The following is an 18,036-nucleotide window of genomic DNA, read 5'->3' as shown; positions in this document are numbered from 1 at the left end:
ACACAGTTGTCAGTCGGGCCTCTCCATGGTTTCTGGCAAAACAACAGTAAACGTGGTCCCATTAGGGGAACTACTGGTCAACACAAGATCTCCTCCGAGGTTGCGTGCGATCAGCCGGCTAAACGGAAGGCCAAGCCCAAGCCCGCGAACGCGCTGCTTCTTTCCGTTGCCGCGATAAAACGGCTCAACCACATCGACTTGTTCTCCCGGGGGAATGCCTCGCCCCGTATCCGCCACCCGAATGAGCAAACCTGGCGTGCCTGCTCCACGTTCAAGTCTGACGTGGATAACACCATCCGGATCCATGGCATCTCTTGCGTTGTTGAACAAATTCACCAGAATCTGCTCCAGACGAATCGGATCGGTCGGGGTCATCCAGTCGGGGCCGTCCCCCGCCGTTTCGACGTTTAACCGAACCTTGTGCCCTTCCTGACCATACTGCCAACGCATGGCAATTTCCCGAACAGCTTTATTCAGATCGCAGGGTTCCATCGTCACGGACATTGTACCTGCCGCGAAGCTATTGAAATCGAGCAGATCCTCCACCATGTTCTGCAGACGATAACTTTCTTTCAAGCACATCTCCAGGAATGTCTCTGCCTCCGGACCGGTAACAACCCCGCCCTTAACGGCTTGCACCAATCCGCTGATCGAAGTGACCGGCGTTTTGAGTTCATGCGTTACTCCGGCAAGCAGCTGCGTCCGAAGCGCCTCCAGCCGTTTCAACCGATCGGCCATCTCCTTGAAGGCAGCTACCAGCTCATAAATTTCCTTCTCGCGATAATTTTTGTTCAACTTCACGTCGTAGTTTCCTGCCACAACCTGTTGAGCGGCTCCTGCCACCTCACGGATCGGCTTGACTAGGGTCCGTGTCAGTGCATAGACAATCCCCCAGCCCGTCAAGAGAACCAGACTAGCCAGAATTAACCTGGGAAGGCGAAATTGCAAAAAACTACCATAGGAAATCTCTTTAGGCAACAGAAGTAGGATGTACGCTTGTCTGTCTGGCAAGGGGTGTACAGCCACCAGATAGGGAGCATTATTAAGGTGGGGTTCAAGGGTAAGAAAATGCGGCACTCCCGGTCCCGTTATAATCTGCTCCCGCAATCCTGCAATTTGATCCGCTTCTTGCGGCATGGCGGGTGGGAATTTCATGACGGGCTCTCCCTGATCATCCAGCACCATCATTACGGAGCGGCCGTTTAGCCCAAGTTCCCCCGTCCGTGTATCGAGCCAATGCCCGAGCAGCGCCCCATGCGGCAACGTACCTTTCGCCCAGGCATCTGCTATAACGCCGCTCATCCGCTGCATGCCCTGACGTTGACTACGTTGCAGGTCCCATTGGACGAACAAGATCAACAATACGCCCACCAGCGCCATACTGGCGATCAGAACGATAAAATAGCGGATGGTCCAGTAGCGGACCAATCCTTTACGACCCATTGCTGACATGGAATTGATACCCCATTCGTCGGTAGGTGATCAGGTCTCCCTCTTCATTCGGCCATTCGGCAAGGGATTGCCGTATGCGCTTCACGGCCAGGTCTACCGCGCGATCGCTCCCTTCATAATCCATCCCCCATACGCTGCTGATTAAATGCTCGCGATCAAAGGTTCGATTAGGATGACGCGTCAGAAACATAAGCAGCGACAAATCTCGCGGCGTGAGACGTACGGGCTGTCCATTCAAGGTGACTTCGCAAGCAGAATAATCAATTTTTAAACTTCCGAATATCGCGGCATCCTCCGTCTGTACTTGAGGCAATCGCCTCAGCACCGCCTGTACGCGCGAAACCACCTCTTCACCGACAAAAGGCTTGCCCATGTAATCATCTGCGCCCCCATCCAGCCCCACCAGCCGGTTCTGAATGTCATCCAGCGCGGTCAGCATAATGACTGCGCAACTGCTTCGCTCCCGAATGCGTTGTAGAATCGACCAGCCGTCCATGTCGGGCAGCATCACATCGAGCAGCACAAGATCGGGCTTCCATTCGTCGAACAAAGCCATGGCACGCTCCCCGTCGAATGCCTGCTCTACGACGTATCCTGCCTTTGCCAAATACGCCTTCAGCACGACGGATATGCCCGCTTCATCTTCCACGACCAGAACTTTTCTCATGAACAGCAGCCCTTTCCTATATCAAACGGCATCCTGCACTTGCGCTTCGCCCGGGCCAATCCAAGGCAAGTCGAAGAGAAATGCTGTCCCTTCGCCAGCCAAGCTCTCCACACGCACCGTCCCGCTCAGCGATTCCACCGCCTTGTGAACAGCATATAGTCCCATTCCCCGGCCCGACAGTCTGGTGATATTATGTTTCGTTGTGAACCCTTCATGGAAAATCAACTTTCGCTGCTCGTAGGCCGACATGGCCTCCCATTCCTCTACCGTACACAATTGGTTGCTCAGTGCTTGCCTTCTAATTTCATCCAAATTCATTTCTTTTCCATTATTCGACAAATGCACTCGAATTCCTTGTTCGTCTTCGGTCAATTCGCACCGGATCGTTCCACGCCGGTCCTTGCCAACGGATGCCCGATCCTCTGGCGTTTCGATCCCATGGTCGACCATATTACGAAACACATGGACCAGAGAACGCGCGAATTCGGTATATACCTCCGGGTCTACAAGAAAATCTCCGCCAACGATACTGACCGGATAAATTTCCTTGCCGGTTCTTTCCGCCAGCTTTCCCGCGTACTCCGGATACATGCCGAGCAGCTCCCTGAACGGGCGATACCGCAGCTTTTTCAGCTCGATAACGATGGCCTGGGCCGCGGGGCTAGGTAATGTCGCATACACTTGGCGCTCGAGGTGACGCAACCGCTCGGCCTCGACGGTCACTAGCTCCTGCGCGGTATCGAAACGATCCCCCAGAATTTCGCGCAGCTGCTGCAAATCTTCCTCCAACCATTCGAACGGATGCAAAGTCCGCAGCCAATCTTCGAATAAAGAAGCCTGAAGCAGTTCCTCTACCTTATAAGGACTTGCAAGCCGCATCTTCCATTCATCCAGCCGAGTTTCAAGCTCATGCAAGCTCTCGGCCGTATGCATGAAGTCGAATTGCGCAAAATTGCCTTTAAGCGTGTGGACGATCCGGCTCAACTCCGCCCATTTCTCCATGGCCGAAAGCTCTTGAAGCAGCAGCTTGTCCAAACCCTCCGAGAAGAAAACGCGATATTCTTCGACCATCTCTTTGAAATCCCGATAATGCCGAATAACCCAGACCACCATATGCAGCACACGTCTTTCATGTGCAATCTGGCGTTCCATCCGCCGTTGCTCGCTAATATCGCTAAGGATCACCATCACATTGCCGGAGGACGATTCAAAGCCGGGTATCCACTTATACTGCAGCGCAACCCGTCTGCTCTGTACCTCGGCCTCTGCCGGAAGAAGCGTCAGGCATACTTCACGCTGCAGTTCATCTCCTCCAAAAGCGGAATGAAGGATATCCGCATAAAGCGCCTGTTCACTGACATTTTCTGGATAAAGCAACTCTACGAAACTGGCGTAAGCGATCTCTTGCCCGAACAGACGCCGGCATTCCTCGCTATACTCTTCCTGAACAATCAACCGCTCATCCAGCGTAAGAAAGCCCTGACCCGCATGATCCAGCAAATTGCGAATCGATCGCGTACGTTCCTTCACCTTCATTTCCAATGTTGCGTTCCAGTCTGACAACTGCTGGACATAGCTGCGCGTCGCCCGGTAGACTTCGATGTAGCGCTTGAACGAGATCACAGCAAAGAAAAACGTGCTGAAAAGCAGGGAGTAATCCAGTCCGGTACGCAGCAGCTTGGCGAATGCAAGCGGAGCTATCGCCAGACTGTCCGGACGGCTTTCGATATACATACGCAGAGGAAACCCGATTACATTAACAATCAAATACAAGGAAAAACCCGCAACAAACCATTTAGCGTCGCTACTCAGCCCCTTGCGGATAGAGACAACAATAACGGCCAGACATAGCGCGCACAGCACCGAGAAGCCTATATTTCGGACTATGGAAATCTCCTGGTGAAAAGTTTCCATCAGACCGGGGAAAAGCAGCTTGCCAATGGGCATCAGCAGACCTGCGGCCAATAAGACTCGCCCAGCGGTACGAATGATACCCGGGAAGGCAGGACGCAGCACCTCTATGAAGTATAAAGAAAACACATACACCATGGCGCCGCCCAGCGGTTCGCCTATATAGGGCAACAGAGCCGAATAATCCGCAAATAAGAGAGGTGATTTCAAGGAAAGCAACAGATTAACGCTGATGAGCAAGGCAAATAGAGCGAAGGTTAACGTCGCGTTGCTGTCCCGACTTACGAAATACATGAGAAGCGCCACAAAACCGATGATAAAAAAAACGAGCACGCCCGCAGCGTTCATCGCATCGCTGCGAATCAATCCCAGCTTAAGTTCCGTTTGCGAGCCATAATGCACGGGGCCGATTTTGCCGATCAGAACGTTATCCCGAATAGATTGGATTCGCACGAACAGCGGTGTATTAAGCGGAAGCTCTCCCAGCGGCACGAATACCGGATGGCCTGTTAGAACCGGGGTTTGGCCGTCCTCCAAATCTCCATGCTTATAGATCAGTTCCTTGCCCGAATACACTTCGAATTCATATTGGGCGTTGGAGAACAGCAGATAAGGATCGGGCTTACTGGAGTCCCCCGGCAGTGCAGGAATTTTACCCGCTAGCCAGACGTATTCCGTGTTCCTGTCTGGTTCTGAGCCAAGCGGAGGCATTGTGGGCCAATCCCTCAGTGCACCTGGCTTCGTCCATTCGAATGTGCCGCTTGCATCTCGCGGTGAATCGCCGAAATGGTAATGTGAAATGCGGAAGTCCGTTTCTGCCGCTCGCGGTCCTCCCGTCGGATGGGCGGCATACGCTTCTCCTTCTGTCCGAACGAAAAATCCGATGATACCGCTAACAAGCGCAAGCACAACGACTATATAGATGAGACGGCTCCATCGCCGATTCGCGTTACCACTCGATTTCATCATAGGATCGGTACACACCGTTCTGAAGCTTCGCTTTTATTTGCGTATAGTAGCCGTGGGCTCCCGACACGATTCCGACCGTCCCTCCCCTGCTGCGAACGACAGACACGAATTCGAGCATCAGCTTCATTCCTTCCACATCGAAGATTGGTTCCCACAGATCGAGCACATATTTAGCCTTGCGATAATAGAGCAATCCTTGCAGCGCGCTCGCTAAAGCGCCGATATTGACGGGTGTTATATGGCGCTGCACCACCAGCACTGCCCGTCCGTCCTTTATCACCAGTTCGAACGGCAAGGTCGATAGTATCGGAGTCTCTAACAGGGGTAATTCTCGTCCTGCCTGAGCCCGGTCCGTAGAAGCTTCTTTCCCATTGGCAATTGGCTCGGCTTTATCTGCCTGCTGCGGTTCCGGAATCCCGAGCACGGCTTGAATGACCTCGCCCACCTTATCCTCGGTATATGGTTTTACAATGTAATGTCTAGCGCCAAGCTTGATCGCTTCATACACTTTGCCGCGATGCTCCAGCGAACTGATCATCACGATCGCCGCATTCGGATTGCGTTCCCGGATGAGCCGAACGGCTTCGATTCCGTCTATGCCAGGAAGCTGGATATCCATCGTGACCAGATCGATTCGATCCTCGTCATATACTTGAATCGCTTCCTTCCCATCCTCGGCCTCGACTACGATCCGATGCCCCAGCGACTCCAGAATGCCGCGAAGACTGCGACGAATGATCGGGGAATCGTCCACAATCATAATATTGGCCATGTTTATCCTCCCTTTCTCGAAACGATCGCCCGGTTAATATATTCAGCATCATAGGCCACTCCCGCGATTAATGCAGAGCTTCGAGAATGCTGCCAGGGCATACCTAGAAAATACAGGCCCTCCACCGGGCTGATTCCTCTAAGATGAACGGGTTTACCCCCGCTGTCCAAGACGTCCGGAATATGAATCCAGTAGTAATCCGGGGAGAACCCCGTTGCCCAAATCACGTTCTGCACCTCGATGCGTGTACCGTTCTCGAAGAGCAATCGATTGGATTCAGCATTCACCGTGCCGGGCTTGAGCTTCACTTGACCGCTGCGGATCAAGCTAACAAGCCCATTGCCTACGATCGGGTCACCCCTCTTGCTTATTCGTTTCCCCAGCTTGGTATGAATGCCTAACCTGTAAATGCCCAGTTTGTCGAGCCACCAGAATATGCTTTTGCCCCACAATTTAAGCGGCATAAACCGCATCTGCCGATTGGTGGACAAATACACTTCCCGATCGCCTGCAAGCTCTTCGGCAATTTGCGCCCCTGAATTACCGCCTCCCACGATGGTTACAGGCCCTTCTTTCAGTTGGTTATGATTCCGATAACGAGAACTATGAACCTGAAACACGGATTTCGACAATTCACTTGAAAAATGCGGAATCCACGGCTTCTGAAAAGGACCGGAAGCTACGACGACATGCTTCGCGGAATATTCTCCGCTGCTGGTAATGACGATGAATTCGCCGCCTTGTTTGTAGAGAGACTTGACTTCCGTCTCCAACCGGACCGGCAGGTGATATCGAACGGCGTATTCCGCCAAATAATCGGCCGCTTCAAACTTGCCGGCAAATCCATCGGGATCGCCCTTCATTGTCATTCCGGGCAAGGCGCTGAACCACCTCGGTGTAAACAGAACCAGAGAATCATAGCGATTTCTCCAGACGTCGCCGACTCGCTCCTCCTTACCGAGAATGACATAGGAAAGCTCGGTCTGCCGCAAATAATAGCCCATTGCCAGACCCGCTTGCCCGGCGCCAATCACGATTACGTCATAAGCTTCGATGTTGCTGCATCCCCTTTTTCCTGGTTTCTTGTTGGAGCAGGCGTTTGAGCTTCACAATCCCCCATATCCGCTTTAACGCCAACTTTGACGTAAGGCGTGACGGCCGAAGCAAACCGGGGATATCTACCAACACCTTTTCGCGCACTGGACGACCAACGAGCAGGTCAAGGGCTGCCCAAGAGCTCAGCACACCATACAGCTCTGCCGTCGGACCCATCTGCGGTATACTCTTCTGCTTGCCGCGAATCATCGACTCCAGCACCGGCAGCATTTCAATCGGCAAATGAAGCGGAGCAATCACTTTCGACAAGAACGCGAGCGGAGTCAAAGCCGCAAGGTCAATCCCGTCGAATCTCCCATGAAGCGGCAATAGCTTACCCCGGCGGTAATCATAGATCCGCACAAGCTGCGTGCCGGCGATATCATAGCCGGAAATCACCGGCCGCCGCTGTCTCCAAGCCTCCTGGTGGAGCAGAACCTTGGCCTGAAGCGCGCTTGGCTCAGTAACGTCAACACCGTCCAAGATCACTTCGCAGGACCCGACGAAATATTGGACATTCTGCTCCGTAACGCCGCTTGGCAGAATATAACCCTTTATTCCAGGGTTGATTGCGCGCATCCGGCTTAACAATACTTCAGCCTTATGGGTTCCGATGTCCTGACGAGTGGCATGCTGCCGATTGAGGTTGTTCAGCTCATAGGCATCCGGCTCGGCAAGCAGGAATCGTTCTGCTCCCATACGGGCAAGAATTTCAAGCGAGGCCCCTCCAATGCTGCCGCAGCCGGCAACCCCGATTCGTCCTTTTCTCAGCTTCTCTTGATCGTTCTCGCCAATAAAAGGGAAGTTGCGTACGGTGAATTCCCGATACAGCTGGCCCTCATCGGGAAGAAGCTCGGGTGATTCGACGATGTCCAGCACATCCTCCAGATTTCTTCGCATGCTTCTCCGCGCTAGCGTTCTACCGGGGTAACCCATACGGAACAAGTGAACGACATGCGCTTCACCCTCCAGCGCAAATAGCTCGCGAATCCGCCCGGGGAATTGCTCGATCATATTTCGCCATTTGTCAGGCAGTGCCGTATGACAACCGGCCTCCTGAGCAAAAATAACATCTGCTATTGCGCTGTGAGGATGCAGCGAAAGCTGATGTTTCGTCGCGGTAAGCGCCAGGCGTTGTACCAATCTTCCGCCGTTCAAATAATCCGTACGGCGGCCGGTTCTCGACACCAGTAAGCATACCGCCGGAGCGCTTCGCACGAGCTCTGTCTCCTGGGTGCTGGCCAGCGCACGTTGGTAACCGATCTTGTTGAGAACCCGCATGATGGGCCATTTCATCGCTAACTTGCCAAGCCTTGCCGCCAGAGGCGGAATGAAGAATTGCTCCAGGGGCAACCCGTCCCGTTTGACAGCCGTTTCTTCCGAAGTAAATCGCAAATACTCGTAAAGCTCCCGATGAGTGGCTTCATGGCTAAACTTGAACCGGCCGGCTTCGCCGGCCAGGCGAGCTATCTCCTTGATTTGGCTCGGATCGGTTGCCACAATGAGCTCGAAGCCATCCCGCTTTGCGATTTCTTGCAGCTCTGTCATGATAGCGGGCGGTACGGGCTTCCGCTGGTATTTAGACCGATTAACCGTGCGTTTCTCGATATAGGGATAAAGCTCCGACGGCTCGAGATTGTACTGACGATCAAACCGGATCAAGGCGGTCAAATTCCGATCTTCCCCTTCGGGGTACCAATCCGCATAGGCGGCAAAGCCTTCCTGCCTGGCAGCCAGGACTAAATTCTCAAACAACGCTCCCTGTGCAATCGTGCCTTCCTTCTCCGTTGGATCCAATTCTTTGAGAATTTGACGGGAAGGGTCCCGCAGCAGCTCGAGTTCCTTGCCGTTATAACGGAATCTCCAGGCCTGGACATTGTGCGGCGATGGAGCCAGTGTGGCCGCGTAGACGATTCTATCGATCTGCTCGTGAGTTATCATGGTTTCCGTCATTTACACTCCTCATATGTATGGATTTATCCGATACCCGGGGGGATTTCTTGATAGAAGGATTCAACGATTTCCTGATTCCGGGCGTAAAGATTGCGGCGGAATTGCTCATGCTCTTCCATGGATCCCTGCGTCTGCGGTTGTGAATCCTTCGTAACCAGCGCGAACCTCTCAATCTTCTTGTCACCGGGGACTTGTTCATTGATAGCGTGAATGACATCGCAGAAGTACCTTCTCACCTCGAGATGATATAGCGTGATTCTGGCAGAAAGCGACGGCATCGAAGACGGCTCTTCCTGCTCTGCGACCAGCCTGCTTAGTTCATTGAGATCAGGCACGATCAGCGCGGCGTAATATGGCCGATCTTGTCCTACCACGAGGCATGTTTGCACCAATGCGCTTTGATTCAGAGCTTCTTCCAAGGCTTGCAGCAGATTCATTTCCGTTCTCATTCCGTCCCCGCCTCCACTTTATTTTTCCATTCCTCAATGTCGTAAGGCGTTTTTCTTGTATCGATGACGAGATACGTCGGGTTGCAAATATTTTTCACAATCGCATGACACGCGACGCAGTCTTGCTTCAGAGATCCGTAGATTTCCGGATACTCGCTTACGGTTAACGGCTTGAATCTCTTTCTGCGGTACAGAAGGACGGCCGGATTATGTTTGCTAACCTTAACCACTACGCACGGTCGGTCGTGTTCCAACGATTTCAACGTGACGAAGTCGCTGATTTTGTTGAACACTTTGAAGGACCGATATTCCTGGTCGACCAGCAGCGATTTAATCTCGGAAAACCCGGTTCTCGGTATAACAGCCACGCAACCGACCATTCGGCGATCCATCTGCACTTTGTAAAAATATTCCCGGTAGAATTCTACTGAGCCGTAATTCATACCATTTGCTCTTAACAACTCCACGACTCCGGGGATGTCTTCTGTGTCGATTGAAACAATTTGAAGATCCGATTCCAACAGCGTTAAGTTCGACATAACCTTCCTCCTATCGATCAGAACCCTTCTATTTTTCATTCACTAATCGCATCCTACTTGTCTAATTTGTCAGCTATATGTCAAAATCAAAAAAAGTTTTGCTTGGATAATTTCTTAAATCGCCATTTCAAAGCAAATAAGCCGATCTCATCACGCATGAGTCTGCGTAAATAAAAAATTTGTTCTTACGACCAAGGATTCCAGTACACGTCCCATAATTACCACGACATGCTGCAGAAGGTTGGCGTCCTAATCCTAAATGGGATTGTTACCGCAAACCTTTCCTTTACCATCACTTGTGGACGGTTCTCCGTACCACAGGCGAAATGGCAAATACTTGCAAAATGATACTATATGCGATATCATAAGTTTACATCTTGATATCGCATACGGTATTACGTTGTGGAGGTGTATCCCGTGTGTCGAGGGTAGATAAACTGGTACTGAAGATGAAGAACCAACCACATAACATCAGATATCCAGAAGCCGTAAAGGTGTTGGAACACTTCGGTTACCAGTTGGTTCGAACCAATGGTTCTCATCGTCATTTTCGAAATTCTGAGGGGGCGCTAATAACGGTAAAGGAGGATAAGCCCACTATCAAGCGGGCGTACGTGGAAGATATTTTGATCAGGATTGGGGAATAAGATTCCCCTTTCCTGACTACATTTAATTACAGTGTGCAGAGAGAAAAATTTGATCTAATTGGTGAATCGATATTAAGGAGGGTGCGGGTGAGGGGTTTAATGGAAAAAAATCTTGAGTACTACTTGGGATTAGAGTATACGATGGTTATCAGACATGTATCGGACAGTACGGGAAATTACTACCACGGAAAATATATTGAGTTGGAGGGTTGTCAGAGCACAGCCGATACCGTTGAAGAATTAATCAAAAACCTTGAAGAAGTAAAAAAAGACCACATTGAAATTAAACTTGATTTCGGCGATCCCATCCCCGAACCTAAAGAACTTCCAAGTGGGAATATTATGCTTAGAATGCCAAAGACTTTACACAGGGATTTAATTGATAACGCTGAGCGTGAAGGTGTAAGTCTAAATCAGTATATTTTGTACAAACTAAGTGGAAAAGTAAAATAAAAAGGATAAATTTCGGAGGGAAATAGATATGGGATTTTATTTAATTAATAAATCAAACTATGATTAGGAACTTTACAATAATATTATTTTTTGTTTTTACTTATAGAGTTACCTAACGAGAACTTTTCGCAATGTGCGAACGGTTCTCGTTTTGGTATTGTAGGGTTTCAATCACTTATGACTTACTTATGATACGGTTCTCCCCACCTCACTGACTGGTAAAGCGGACTGCAAAGGAGCATCGCCTTCCGTAAACCAGAAGACGATATCCTTTACTTTCTTCCTATCGGGCTCCACATGAATTTCCTTAATAATGGACCGCATCAATTTCCGTTTCTCTTCATTGCTTGCAACTTCAAACAGGTCGTCAAAATTCTTCAATGCCTCAATAATTATCTCTTTATTGATATTGATTGCTGTCTGCGACTTCCCGATCTCCCGCTCAATACCCTTAATCACTGTTTCAAGTTCAAAAATCTCCTCATCTAGGTTCCCTGACAATCGGTCATATGTCTGTACTTTGATTTCCCCTTTGTAGTAATCGGTATCTAATATCTTGCGACGGTCAAGGAGCTCCTTCATTTTCATCATTTGAATATTCAAGTCATGACTTAAATCGGTTATGCTGCCATCTTGATCTTTGTTGAGTTTACCTAGCACTTCATCAACTACATATTCACTGCCCAAGATTAACTGAATTGCCTTGATTATTTGGTCCTCAATCATTTCTTTCTTCATCAAGTTAGATTTGCAAACAGTGCTTCCTTTAGAGTGGAAATTCTGACACATATAGTACAAGTGGTACCCTAATCCATCCCGTTTCTTCTTCTTACTCATGACAGTACCAGCTCCGCACATCGGACAGCGTAAAAGGCCCGATAGGATAAATTCCCCTTTGAAATTGCTCTGACTTACGTTTGACTCTTCTTTTGCCTTTTTAACAGCCTGAACCTTTTGCCACAATTCCCTATCAATGATCGCTTCATGCTTTCCATCAACCATTGTTGGAATAGCCGTCCCTTTCCTGCGCTTTTCACTCCAATCTCTTTGCTTGCCCCATGTCATGTTACCAACGTATTTTTCATTCTCAAGAATGGTTTTAATACTATTAGTGCTGAAGGGAGCCTTCATCTTCGTTTTCTTTCCTCGTTTATTAAGTTGGTTGGCAATCGTTTTATAGCCTTTCCCTTGGGATCGTAACTCAAAAATCTCTTTGACTAATGCGGCTTCCTCTTCGTCCACAACAAGTTTTTTATTGAGTGTATTGTAACCCAGCATCTGACCGCCGTTCCAATCCCCTTCCTCGGCCCGTTTTTCCATACCATTTTTAACCCGTCCAACAATTAACCTGCGTTCGTACTCTGCAAATGTCCCTAGAAGCGATATGAACATTTTGCCTGTTTCAGTTGAACTATCAATATCGCATGTACTGATAAGAAGTTTCTTTCCTTTTGGATGCAGTTCACGATCAATAAATGTTAGAACATCAAGATTATTTCGGGAAATACGATCTACTGCAATTGCTAACACTACATCAAACTTGTCCTCCCTTAAATCCCGAAGCAGCCTTTGTATTCCAGGGCGATTAAAATCCTTGCCTGAATAACCTCCATCCTCATATAAGTCATAGACCTCAATGTTGTTCCTTTGACAATATTGTTCCAGTATTTCAACTTGTGCGGTGAGTGAATAACCCTCTCGACGCTGCTCATCTGTCGAAACCCTCGAATATAATGCTGCCCTAATCTTCTTCATATTCAATTCCTCCAATATCATTTTTTATCTGCCGTTATTGCGTAGCATGGAAATTATGTTGTATGTGATTCAAGACTTGACATGAAGCCTCTGCGGTCATGATTCCTTACGGAAGAGCGAAGCCACAAGGGTTTCGCATGGCTGGGTAGCCTATCATGACCGCCACTCCATGTAAAGTCTTGACAATGTAGCATGTAACAACCTCAGTTCAAGCACTACATTTAAGTATTTTGCTTCGACGCTGCATAATTCTTGATAAGTGCAGCTAGCACGGAATATAACTCCTGCTTCTTCACTTCTTCTTGCGTTTTTACGAGCAGTTCGTAATTTTCGAGTGAATTGCTTGTCTGTTTACCACTCATTTTTTCTATCTCCCTTTACTTTCTGTATTTTCTGTTGCCACGGCGAATTTCGCAAGCTTCTACAAACACACTGAACAACTCATCATCCCAGTTCCCTAGTGCTAAATAAAGGGAAAAATCTGGTTGATTATTGTACATATTCAAGCCTGCTTTAACAATGCATTGAAAGCCATATGATAGTCCTGCAAATACTTCGCTGAGCTCTCCATTCTCTGCAAAGTACCAGTCGAATGGACCATGGCCATCGCTCGCTGGGTCCATGTTGCAGCAGTCGTAAACAATCGGATGAGCTACTACATAAAACCCCGCACGATACTGCGAATCGGTTCTGCCAATCGGATATCTTGACAGCAATTCATTAAAGTTCACTTCATGTTCTCTGTTAACAAAGTACATTGTTAATCCCTCCATGTTTACCTTTCGACAGTTGCTAGAGTCCAGCAACCTGATATGCCATAATGTCCTCTGTAACCACTGACTCGCGTCGCTGGTCTTGAAACCTTTATAAACTGTCGAAATAATAACAGGAAAGTCGGCTTTGAGTTGGTTTTTTTCGAACATACGAACATCTACAAGGCGATATCTAAGGCATTTTTCAAACTGAATGGCTTTTGCAGAATTTCCTCAGTTCTCACAATGGCCTCGACTGGTACTGTCTTAAAATAACGGTAGCATTCCATTTCAAACACCTTACGGTTATGATCCAACGAGATTCGGATAAAATTTTGATCTAACTTGCTTGTATCTACCGTAATAAGGTGCGATCGGTAGGTCTTTGCGAACATACATGCATCTTTAGCGGTTTCGCAAAAGTATACTTCTCCGAAGAATTCGTGTGGTCGAATGCCATCTTTCATGATTGAAGAGAGCGCTCTTCTGTTTGTGATGTGATAAAAGTACGGTGGAATTCCCTTCGGATTAGGGCTCACCTTGAACATTTCTTTTGCTACAATTGTGTTTACTTCAAGTTTCATATAAATCCCCCTAATTGATTGTTTTGGGCATAAGAAAGGCGCCTCAGGGAGTAGGCGCCAATTGGCGGTGATTATTTAAAGGTCCATGGGTTCTGTTACTCTACCTAATGGCAATCCCTCACAAAGACTAACGATACCTACTGCCGCTTGGTGAGGAAACCCCATCCAATATTCCCTTCCCAGTCGATCAGTCGCCTTCCAGTAGTTGTCTTTTAACACCCCATCTTCGGTCTCAGTACCTTCTACAAGATATTCAATTACTGTGTCCATCCACTTAAAGGATTTTGGAAATCTCGGGGATGTCATTAATCTGCAAATATCGTACACTTCTTCATAGATTTTTTGTTGTGCATAAGTAGCTTTCGCCATTGAGTTTTCCCCCTAATAATTCACTTTTAGATTTTGGGCATTAAAAATGGCGGCTCCAGTTTGGAACCACCATAACCCTTACGGGTATAGGAAAAGCATCCGTCACAAATGAACAGATGCCTTGTGGGCTCATATGCAGTTTAATCTCAGGTAGAGATATCCCCCGTGGCCTTCTGCGTATTAAACGCATGAATTTCGAAAAAGTTGCGAAGTCTAGAGATATTTTCAAAACCACATAGTATGACGATTAACTAGCCGAAAGGTTACACCCATTATCGAAACTTTTTTATTTTTGATTTATTTGTCCCAGACGGCGGTAGAACGTAGCCTTCGATATGTTCGTGATTTGACATATCTCTTTCACAGTATACTTCTTGGATTGATACAATTGCATTGCATGATTCAGCGCTTCTAAGTTAAACTTCCTTGGCCTTCCGAGATGTTTACCTTTGCTTTTTGCTAACGCAATCCCTCTCATTTGCTTTTCCTTATTGGTTGTCCTTTCAAGCTCTGCAAACGCCGCCATAATGGTAAGAAAAAACTTGCCTGTCGGTGTTCTAGTGTCTATATTCAAGTTTAGAATGACAAGGTTCTTACGTTGTGTATCCATTGCCTCAGCTAGTTCAATCAACTGGCGTGTGGAACGACCGAGCCTGTCCATTCTTATGGCGACAAGTGTATCTCCCTGCTTCATCATTTCGACTACATCATTAAGCTTCTTATCTTCTGCAACCCCAGTAACTTTTTCGGTGATAATTTGATCGCAGCCGTACTTTACTAATTCGTCGACTTGCGTATCTAAATTTTGGTCAGCTGCCGACACCCTCGCATACCCATAAATCATTTATCTCCACCTCCAAGTTTTGAGACAGGCCTTTGAGACCTCATAAACCTAGATTCTGCCGTTCACCAATATGTCCTCCTAAAAGGTGTACCTTTGAGACGTTCCTGCATTCCTCCATGCACCGAGTGCATCAAGTACCGCACCGACAAATGATAATGCCAGTATCTAACTCCCCTGCGGGTAAGGGGTCCCCAGCAGTTGCTGGGAGGCTATTCTTTTGTCAAAGAACAGCCGCACAAAAAAAGCGCGGGATCACGGAAACCGAGATCACGCACCAATGAATAAAGGCGCACTGATCGTAGGTATGCGATCCAGTACGCCTTTGAATTATTCGGTTAAAATAGTGCTTTATCAATATATCAAGCCTTTTCATCGCAGTCAATAGTTTTTTCATTTTCATCCTTGATTTTGCGGTATTAACTAATAGCGGCGATGAACTTGGTCTCTCAGTTTACTGACTTCCTCTTTTAGTTCATCATTAGCTTTCTTTAATTGTTTCTCTACTCTCTCCCTATGTTCCTGATTCAGTTTCCGTTCTTGAATTTCTTCATTTCTACGATTCTCGGCAACACTCGATTCGTATCCTTCATGCTTACCGTCTTCATATAGTGAAATACAGTGGTCAACTGTAAATGCCTCATAATTACGTACGTATGATTCGAACCTTCTTAACGCTTCTGGATAAACATAGCCGATGGGAATGTCGCACTTGGTCCGCACTTCTTCTCGGATTGAAGCTTCTGTCGATGAAGCCTCATCTATTTGTGCCTTGTAAAGCTTTATCACTCTTTTTTGCTCATCCTGTTCATTCAATATGTCGGCTCGATTGACTAGACCTTTATAGGAACGTAAACCGTATTTGATTACCCCAAATCCGATTACCCCTAATCCGATAATCAAAGTTAACAATCCTGCCCCAAACAAAACGATGAATAAAATCCCTATGACTAAGCAAATGAAGAAGTACACAAGTGGCCGTTTATCCAATTGATCGTTGAGAGATGCAAGGAACTTATCATGTCTAGTCTTTTGAGACTCCAAATGTGAACGTTGCTGCCTTGCCCTTTGCATTGTCTGAAAACAATCATGCGCAAATTCGATTTCGTTCAGAAGCTGTTTCTGCAATTCCGCTTGATTATTCAAATCTCAGTCCCTCCCCCTTCTGACTTGCGGTGTTGCCATGTTTTTGTGACCTATATTACGCCCCAGGGTTGCTACAACCACAGTAGTCACAGGACCTTTGATCTGCCCAGATTGTGTGTCCGCATTCCCTGCATTTGGTTACGCCGCGCGCTTTGCCTCCAACTTCCCTGATTTTGAGAGTCATCCTTGTTCACCTTCAGGTATATTATTTTTGTTTCTGTATCTTAACTAATTCAAGCGATGTAGAGTCCCTAAATTCATTTATATGCCAAATATGAATTTCGTCTTCGGTCTCCGTAACATTAATACTATCTGTAAATAATCGACCTTTATATACCGTAAGCGGTATACCGATGCGTGCCGACTGAAGATTGTACTTATCATCGTACAAGCCTAAGTAAATAGATTGGGTTCTATCTGGATCGGATAAACTGAGGATATGTACCCCATTACTGGCTCCAATAAAGAATCCTCCATTTCCCTCAGTGGCTAGATCCTGACCGTCTTCATTGTAGACAGGTTTTCCTGCGGTAAGGTCATATTGCATTGCTGGCTCAAATGCACTCAATGGCCGATTCTTGTTATGGTAGCTATAATACATAAGGTTTTTATCAAGGTCGGCATGAATTTGCACATCCACAGCAACTGACTCTAAGGAGACAAAACGATCCAAAGCTATCGGTTCAAGTGTATTCTCAAAATACATATTCCTTTGCCGCTTCTCTTCATCCCCAACAACAATGTTTTGATCAATTACTGCACTTTGTCCCTTAGAGGTGGAAATAGAACCGTAAATGCTACAATTCTCGCATAAAAGTTCAGAGCTTGTAATGTCGCCATTATCATTAAATTTCTCAAGTTGAACAAAACGATTTATTATCGAGGCATCTTTTTCGTCATTCTTCCATCTACCGTGGTAAAGGCTATTCCCAACAACTACTGACGAACCATAGTAAGAACCATCGTCGCCAGTTTTCTCCACATCTAGGAGCAACTTATCTTTAACCGTCCACTTTCCATTTATTGCGATTGAAAGATAGAAATGTGAAGGGAATCCTTGACGATTTTCCCCTCTGTGAATCGCGTAAACTACGTTGTCTTTTTTCTGAACTGAAAGATTTGCTATATCGGTGAGACCGCTAGACGTAAAGCCATCCTCGCCATACTGTTTAATATGATCGAGAATCTCAAGCTGTTTTTCAGTCGCTTCTTCACTGTTTGAGTCAACTGTCGCTGCTGGAGCATTCGCTGTTGATTGATGCTCAATTTTATCTTTGTCTGTTTCTACTGATTTACTTGAATCACCAGTGCAACCACTTACTACAAAGACTGCTACTAGAAATAAGGCTAAGAGTGCGTTTTTCATAATAACCTCCAATAATTATTCATCCGTATCACAATCAATGCCGAGTAATACTGCAACTTGCTTGCGGTATCGTTCCGCTTTCCTTGAACCACTTATTAAATTCGATAATCTGTATTCGGGTATGTTATATCGATGGCAAAACTCCTTTTGATCGATTTCTAGTTCCGCCAATCGTTTCTTGATGTCCCAACCGAATTTGCTGATTGGCCTTTTACGACTCAAATGCGTCGCCTCCTTGTTCCTAGATATGCTATAATTTCAAGTGGCAATCTAATTGCCTAAGCCCATTGTATGGCGCATTTAAGTATGTTGTCAA

At 47.3% G+C, this 18,036-nt stretch carries 19 protein-coding genes; 2 read left to right on the top strand and 17 right to left on the bottom strand.

Annotated features, from left to right (window positions below):
- Window positions 1–9: 9 nt before the first annotated feature.
- From COHPA_RS0114405 to COHPA_RS0114370, 8 genes are read right to left on the bottom strand one after another with little or no spacing between them, the layout of a single operon-like run.
- Window positions 10–1,452, bottom strand: coding sequence for a HAMP domain-containing sensor histidine kinase (locus COHPA_RS0114405; RefSeq protein ID WP_027086860.1), 1,443 nt, complete (start codon window positions 1,450–1,452; stop codon window positions 10–12).
- Window positions 1,433–2,119 carry a response regulator transcription factor gene (locus COHPA_RS0114400; RefSeq protein WP_027086859.1) on the bottom strand — a complete coding sequence of 229 codons (687 nt, stop codon included), beginning with the start codon at window positions 2,117–2,119 and terminating at the stop codon, window positions 1,433–1,435. The genes COHPA_RS0114405 and COHPA_RS0114400 overlap by 20 nt, the downstream gene beginning before the upstream one ends.
- Window positions 2,120–2,140: 21 nt before the next feature.
- Window positions 2,141–4,999: an ATP-binding protein gene (locus tag COHPA_RS0114395; protein WP_084760710.1), complete on the bottom strand. Its 2,859-nt coding sequence runs from the start codon at window positions 4,997–4,999 to the stop codon at window positions 2,141–2,143.
- Window positions 4,980–5,771, bottom strand: a complete 792-nt coding sequence (locus tag COHPA_RS24855; RefSeq protein ID WP_027086857.1) for a response regulator — start codon at window positions 5,769–5,771, stop codon at window positions 4,980–4,982. Before COHPA_RS24855 ends, COHPA_RS0114395 begins: the two co-directional genes overlap by 20 nt.
- Before the next feature lie 2 nt (window positions 5,772–5,773).
- On the bottom strand, window positions 5,774–6,826 hold the full coding sequence (locus COHPA_RS0114385; RefSeq protein ID WP_035119535.1) for a flavin-containing monooxygenase: 1,053 nt from the start codon (window positions 6,824–6,826) through the stop codon (window positions 5,774–5,776).
- Window positions 6,813–8,819 carry a ThiF family adenylyltransferase gene (locus tag COHPA_RS24515; RefSeq protein WP_027086855.1) on the bottom strand — a complete coding sequence of 669 codons (2,007 nt, stop codon included), beginning with the start codon at window positions 8,817–8,819 and terminating at the stop codon, window positions 6,813–6,815. The genes COHPA_RS0114385 and COHPA_RS24515 overlap by 14 nt, the downstream gene beginning before the upstream one ends.
- A 23-nt stretch (window positions 8,820–8,842) precedes the next feature.
- A complete protein-coding gene (locus COHPA_RS0114375) occupies window positions 8,843–9,268 on the bottom strand; it encodes a hypothetical protein (RefSeq protein ID WP_027086854.1) in 426 nt (141 codons plus the stop codon).
- Window positions 9,265–9,711, bottom strand: a complete 447-nt coding sequence (locus COHPA_RS0114370; protein WP_156926674.1) for a hypothetical protein — start codon at window positions 9,709–9,711, stop codon at window positions 9,265–9,267. Before COHPA_RS0114370 ends, COHPA_RS0114375 begins: the two co-directional genes overlap by 4 nt.
- Before the next feature lie 545 nt (window positions 9,712–10,256).
- Between COHPA_RS0114370 and COHPA_RS0114365 the strand changes: the two genes are divergently transcribed.
- Both COHPA_RS0114365 and COHPA_RS0114360 read left to right on the top strand, forming a co-directional pair.
- On the top strand, window positions 10,257–10,454 hold the full coding sequence (locus COHPA_RS0114365; protein ID WP_245590348.1) for a type II toxin-antitoxin system HicA family toxin: 198 nt from the start codon (window positions 10,257–10,259) through the stop codon (window positions 10,452–10,454).
- Window positions 10,455–10,541: 87 nt separating this feature from the next.
- Complete coding sequence (locus COHPA_RS0114360) at window positions 10,542–10,907, top strand: toxin-antitoxin system HicB family antitoxin (RefSeq protein ID WP_027086851.1); 366 nt, start codon at window positions 10,542–10,544, stop codon at window positions 10,905–10,907.
- A 186-nt stretch (window positions 10,908–11,093) separates the two neighbouring features.
- Here COHPA_RS0114360 and COHPA_RS0114355 read toward each other — a convergent pair whose 3' ends face one another.
- The 9 genes from COHPA_RS0114355 to COHPA_RS0114315 form a co-directional block, all read right to left on the bottom strand.
- Window positions 11,094–12,662, bottom strand: coding sequence for a recombinase family protein (locus tag COHPA_RS0114355; protein WP_027086850.1), 1,569 nt, complete (start codon window positions 12,660–12,662; stop codon window positions 11,094–11,096).
- 221 nt (window positions 12,663–12,883) lie between these two features.
- Window positions 12,884–13,024 (bottom strand): hypothetical protein, encoded by a 141-nt coding sequence (locus tag COHPA_RS25620; protein ID WP_156926673.1) that lies wholly within the window; start codon window positions 13,022–13,024, stop codon window positions 12,884–12,886.
- Between the two features lie 15 nt (window positions 13,025–13,039).
- Window positions 13,040–13,420 (bottom strand): DUF2538 family protein, encoded by a 381-nt coding sequence (locus COHPA_RS0114345; protein WP_027086849.1) that lies wholly within the window; start codon window positions 13,418–13,420, stop codon window positions 13,040–13,042.
- Between the two features lie 173 nt (window positions 13,421–13,593).
- Window positions 13,594–13,998 (bottom strand): hypothetical protein, encoded by a 405-nt coding sequence (locus COHPA_RS0114340; protein WP_027086848.1) that lies wholly within the window; start codon window positions 13,996–13,998, stop codon window positions 13,594–13,596.
- Between the two features lie 75 nt (window positions 13,999–14,073).
- Window positions 14,074–14,367, bottom strand: coding sequence for a hypothetical protein (locus COHPA_RS0114335; protein ID WP_027086847.1), 294 nt, complete (start codon window positions 14,365–14,367; stop codon window positions 14,074–14,076).
- A gap of 286 nt (window positions 14,368–14,653) precedes the next feature.
- Window positions 14,654–15,211 (bottom strand): recombinase family protein, encoded by a 558-nt coding sequence (locus COHPA_RS0114330; RefSeq protein ID WP_027086846.1) that lies wholly within the window; start codon window positions 15,209–15,211, stop codon window positions 14,654–14,656.
- A gap of 420 nt (window positions 15,212–15,631) precedes the next feature.
- A complete protein-coding gene (locus tag COHPA_RS0114325) occupies window positions 15,632–16,354 on the bottom strand; it encodes a hypothetical protein (protein WP_027086845.1) in 723 nt (240 codons plus the stop codon).
- Between the two features lie 205 nt (window positions 16,355–16,559).
- Window positions 16,560–17,720, bottom strand: a complete 1,161-nt coding sequence (locus COHPA_RS0114320) for a hypothetical protein (protein ID WP_027086844.1) — start codon at window positions 17,718–17,720, stop codon at window positions 16,560–16,562.
- 15 nt (window positions 17,721–17,735) lie between these two features.
- Complete coding sequence (locus COHPA_RS0114315) at window positions 17,736–17,942, bottom strand: hypothetical protein (RefSeq protein WP_027086843.1); 207 nt, start codon at window positions 17,940–17,942, stop codon at window positions 17,736–17,738.
- Window positions 17,943–18,036: the final 94 nt, after the last annotated feature.

The organism is Cohnella panacarvi Gsoil 349 (genome assembly GCF_000515335.1).
Lineage (GTDB): Bacteria > Bacillota > Bacilli > Paenibacillales > Paenibacillaceae > Cohnella > Cohnella panacarvi.
Note: the sequence above shows the minus strand (reverse complement) of the source record. Positions and strands in the feature narration are given on the sequence as shown.

Bases quoted from the DNA above. Each gene is read 5' to 3' on its own strand.
- COHPA_RS0114405 (WP_027086860.1), bottom strand. From the start codon at position 1,452: ATGTCAGCAATGGGTCGTAAAGGATTGGTCCGCTACTGGACCATCCGC.
- COHPA_RS0114400 (WP_027086859.1), bottom strand. From the start codon at position 2,119: ATGAGAAAAGTTCTGGTCGTGGAAGATGAAGCGGGCATATCCGTCGTG.
- COHPA_RS0114395 (WP_084760710.1), bottom strand. From the start codon at position 4,999: ATGATGAAATCGAGTGGTAACGCGAATCGGCGATGGAGCCGTCTCATC.
- COHPA_RS24855 (WP_027086857.1), bottom strand. From the start codon at position 5,771: ATGGCCAATATTATGATTGTGGACGATTCCCCGATCATTCGTCGCAGT.
- COHPA_RS24515 (WP_027086855.1), bottom strand. From the start codon at position 8,819: ATGACGGAAACCATGATAACTCACGAGCAGATCGATAGAATCGTCTAC.
- COHPA_RS0114375 (WP_027086854.1), bottom strand. From the start codon at position 9,268: ATGAGAACGGAAATGAATCTGCTGCAAGCCTTGGAAGAAGCTCTGAAT.
- COHPA_RS0114370 (WP_156926674.1), bottom strand. From the start codon at position 9,711: ATGAATTACGGCTCAGTAGAATTCTACCGGGAATATTTTTACAAAGTG.
- COHPA_RS0114365 (WP_245590348.1), top strand. From the start codon at position 10,257: ATGAAGAACCAACCACATAACATCAGATATCCAGAAGCCGTAAAGGTG.
- COHPA_RS0114355 (WP_027086850.1), bottom strand. From the start codon at position 12,662: ATGAAGAAGATTAGGGCAGCATTATATTCGAGGGTTTCGACAGATGAG.
- COHPA_RS25620 (WP_156926673.1), bottom strand. From the start codon at position 13,024: ATGAGTGGTAAACAGACAAGCAATTCACTCGAAAATTACGAACTGCTC.
- COHPA_RS0114345 (WP_027086849.1), bottom strand. From the start codon at position 13,420: ATGTACTTTGTTAACAGAGAACATGAAGTGAACTTTAATGAATTGCTG.
- COHPA_RS0114340 (WP_027086848.1), bottom strand. From the start codon at position 13,998: ATGAAACTTGAAGTAAACACAATTGTAGCAAAAGAAATGTTCAAGGTG.
- COHPA_RS0114335 (WP_027086847.1), bottom strand. From the start codon at position 14,367: ATGGCGAAAGCTACTTATGCACAACAAAAAATCTATGAAGAAGTGTAC.
- COHPA_RS0114330 (WP_027086846.1), bottom strand. From the start codon at position 15,211: ATGATTTATGGGTATGCGAGGGTGTCGGCAGCTGACCAAAATTTAGAT.
- COHPA_RS0114320 (WP_027086844.1), bottom strand. From the start codon at position 17,720: ATGAAAAACGCACTCTTAGCCTTATTTCTAGTAGCAGTCTTTGTAGTA.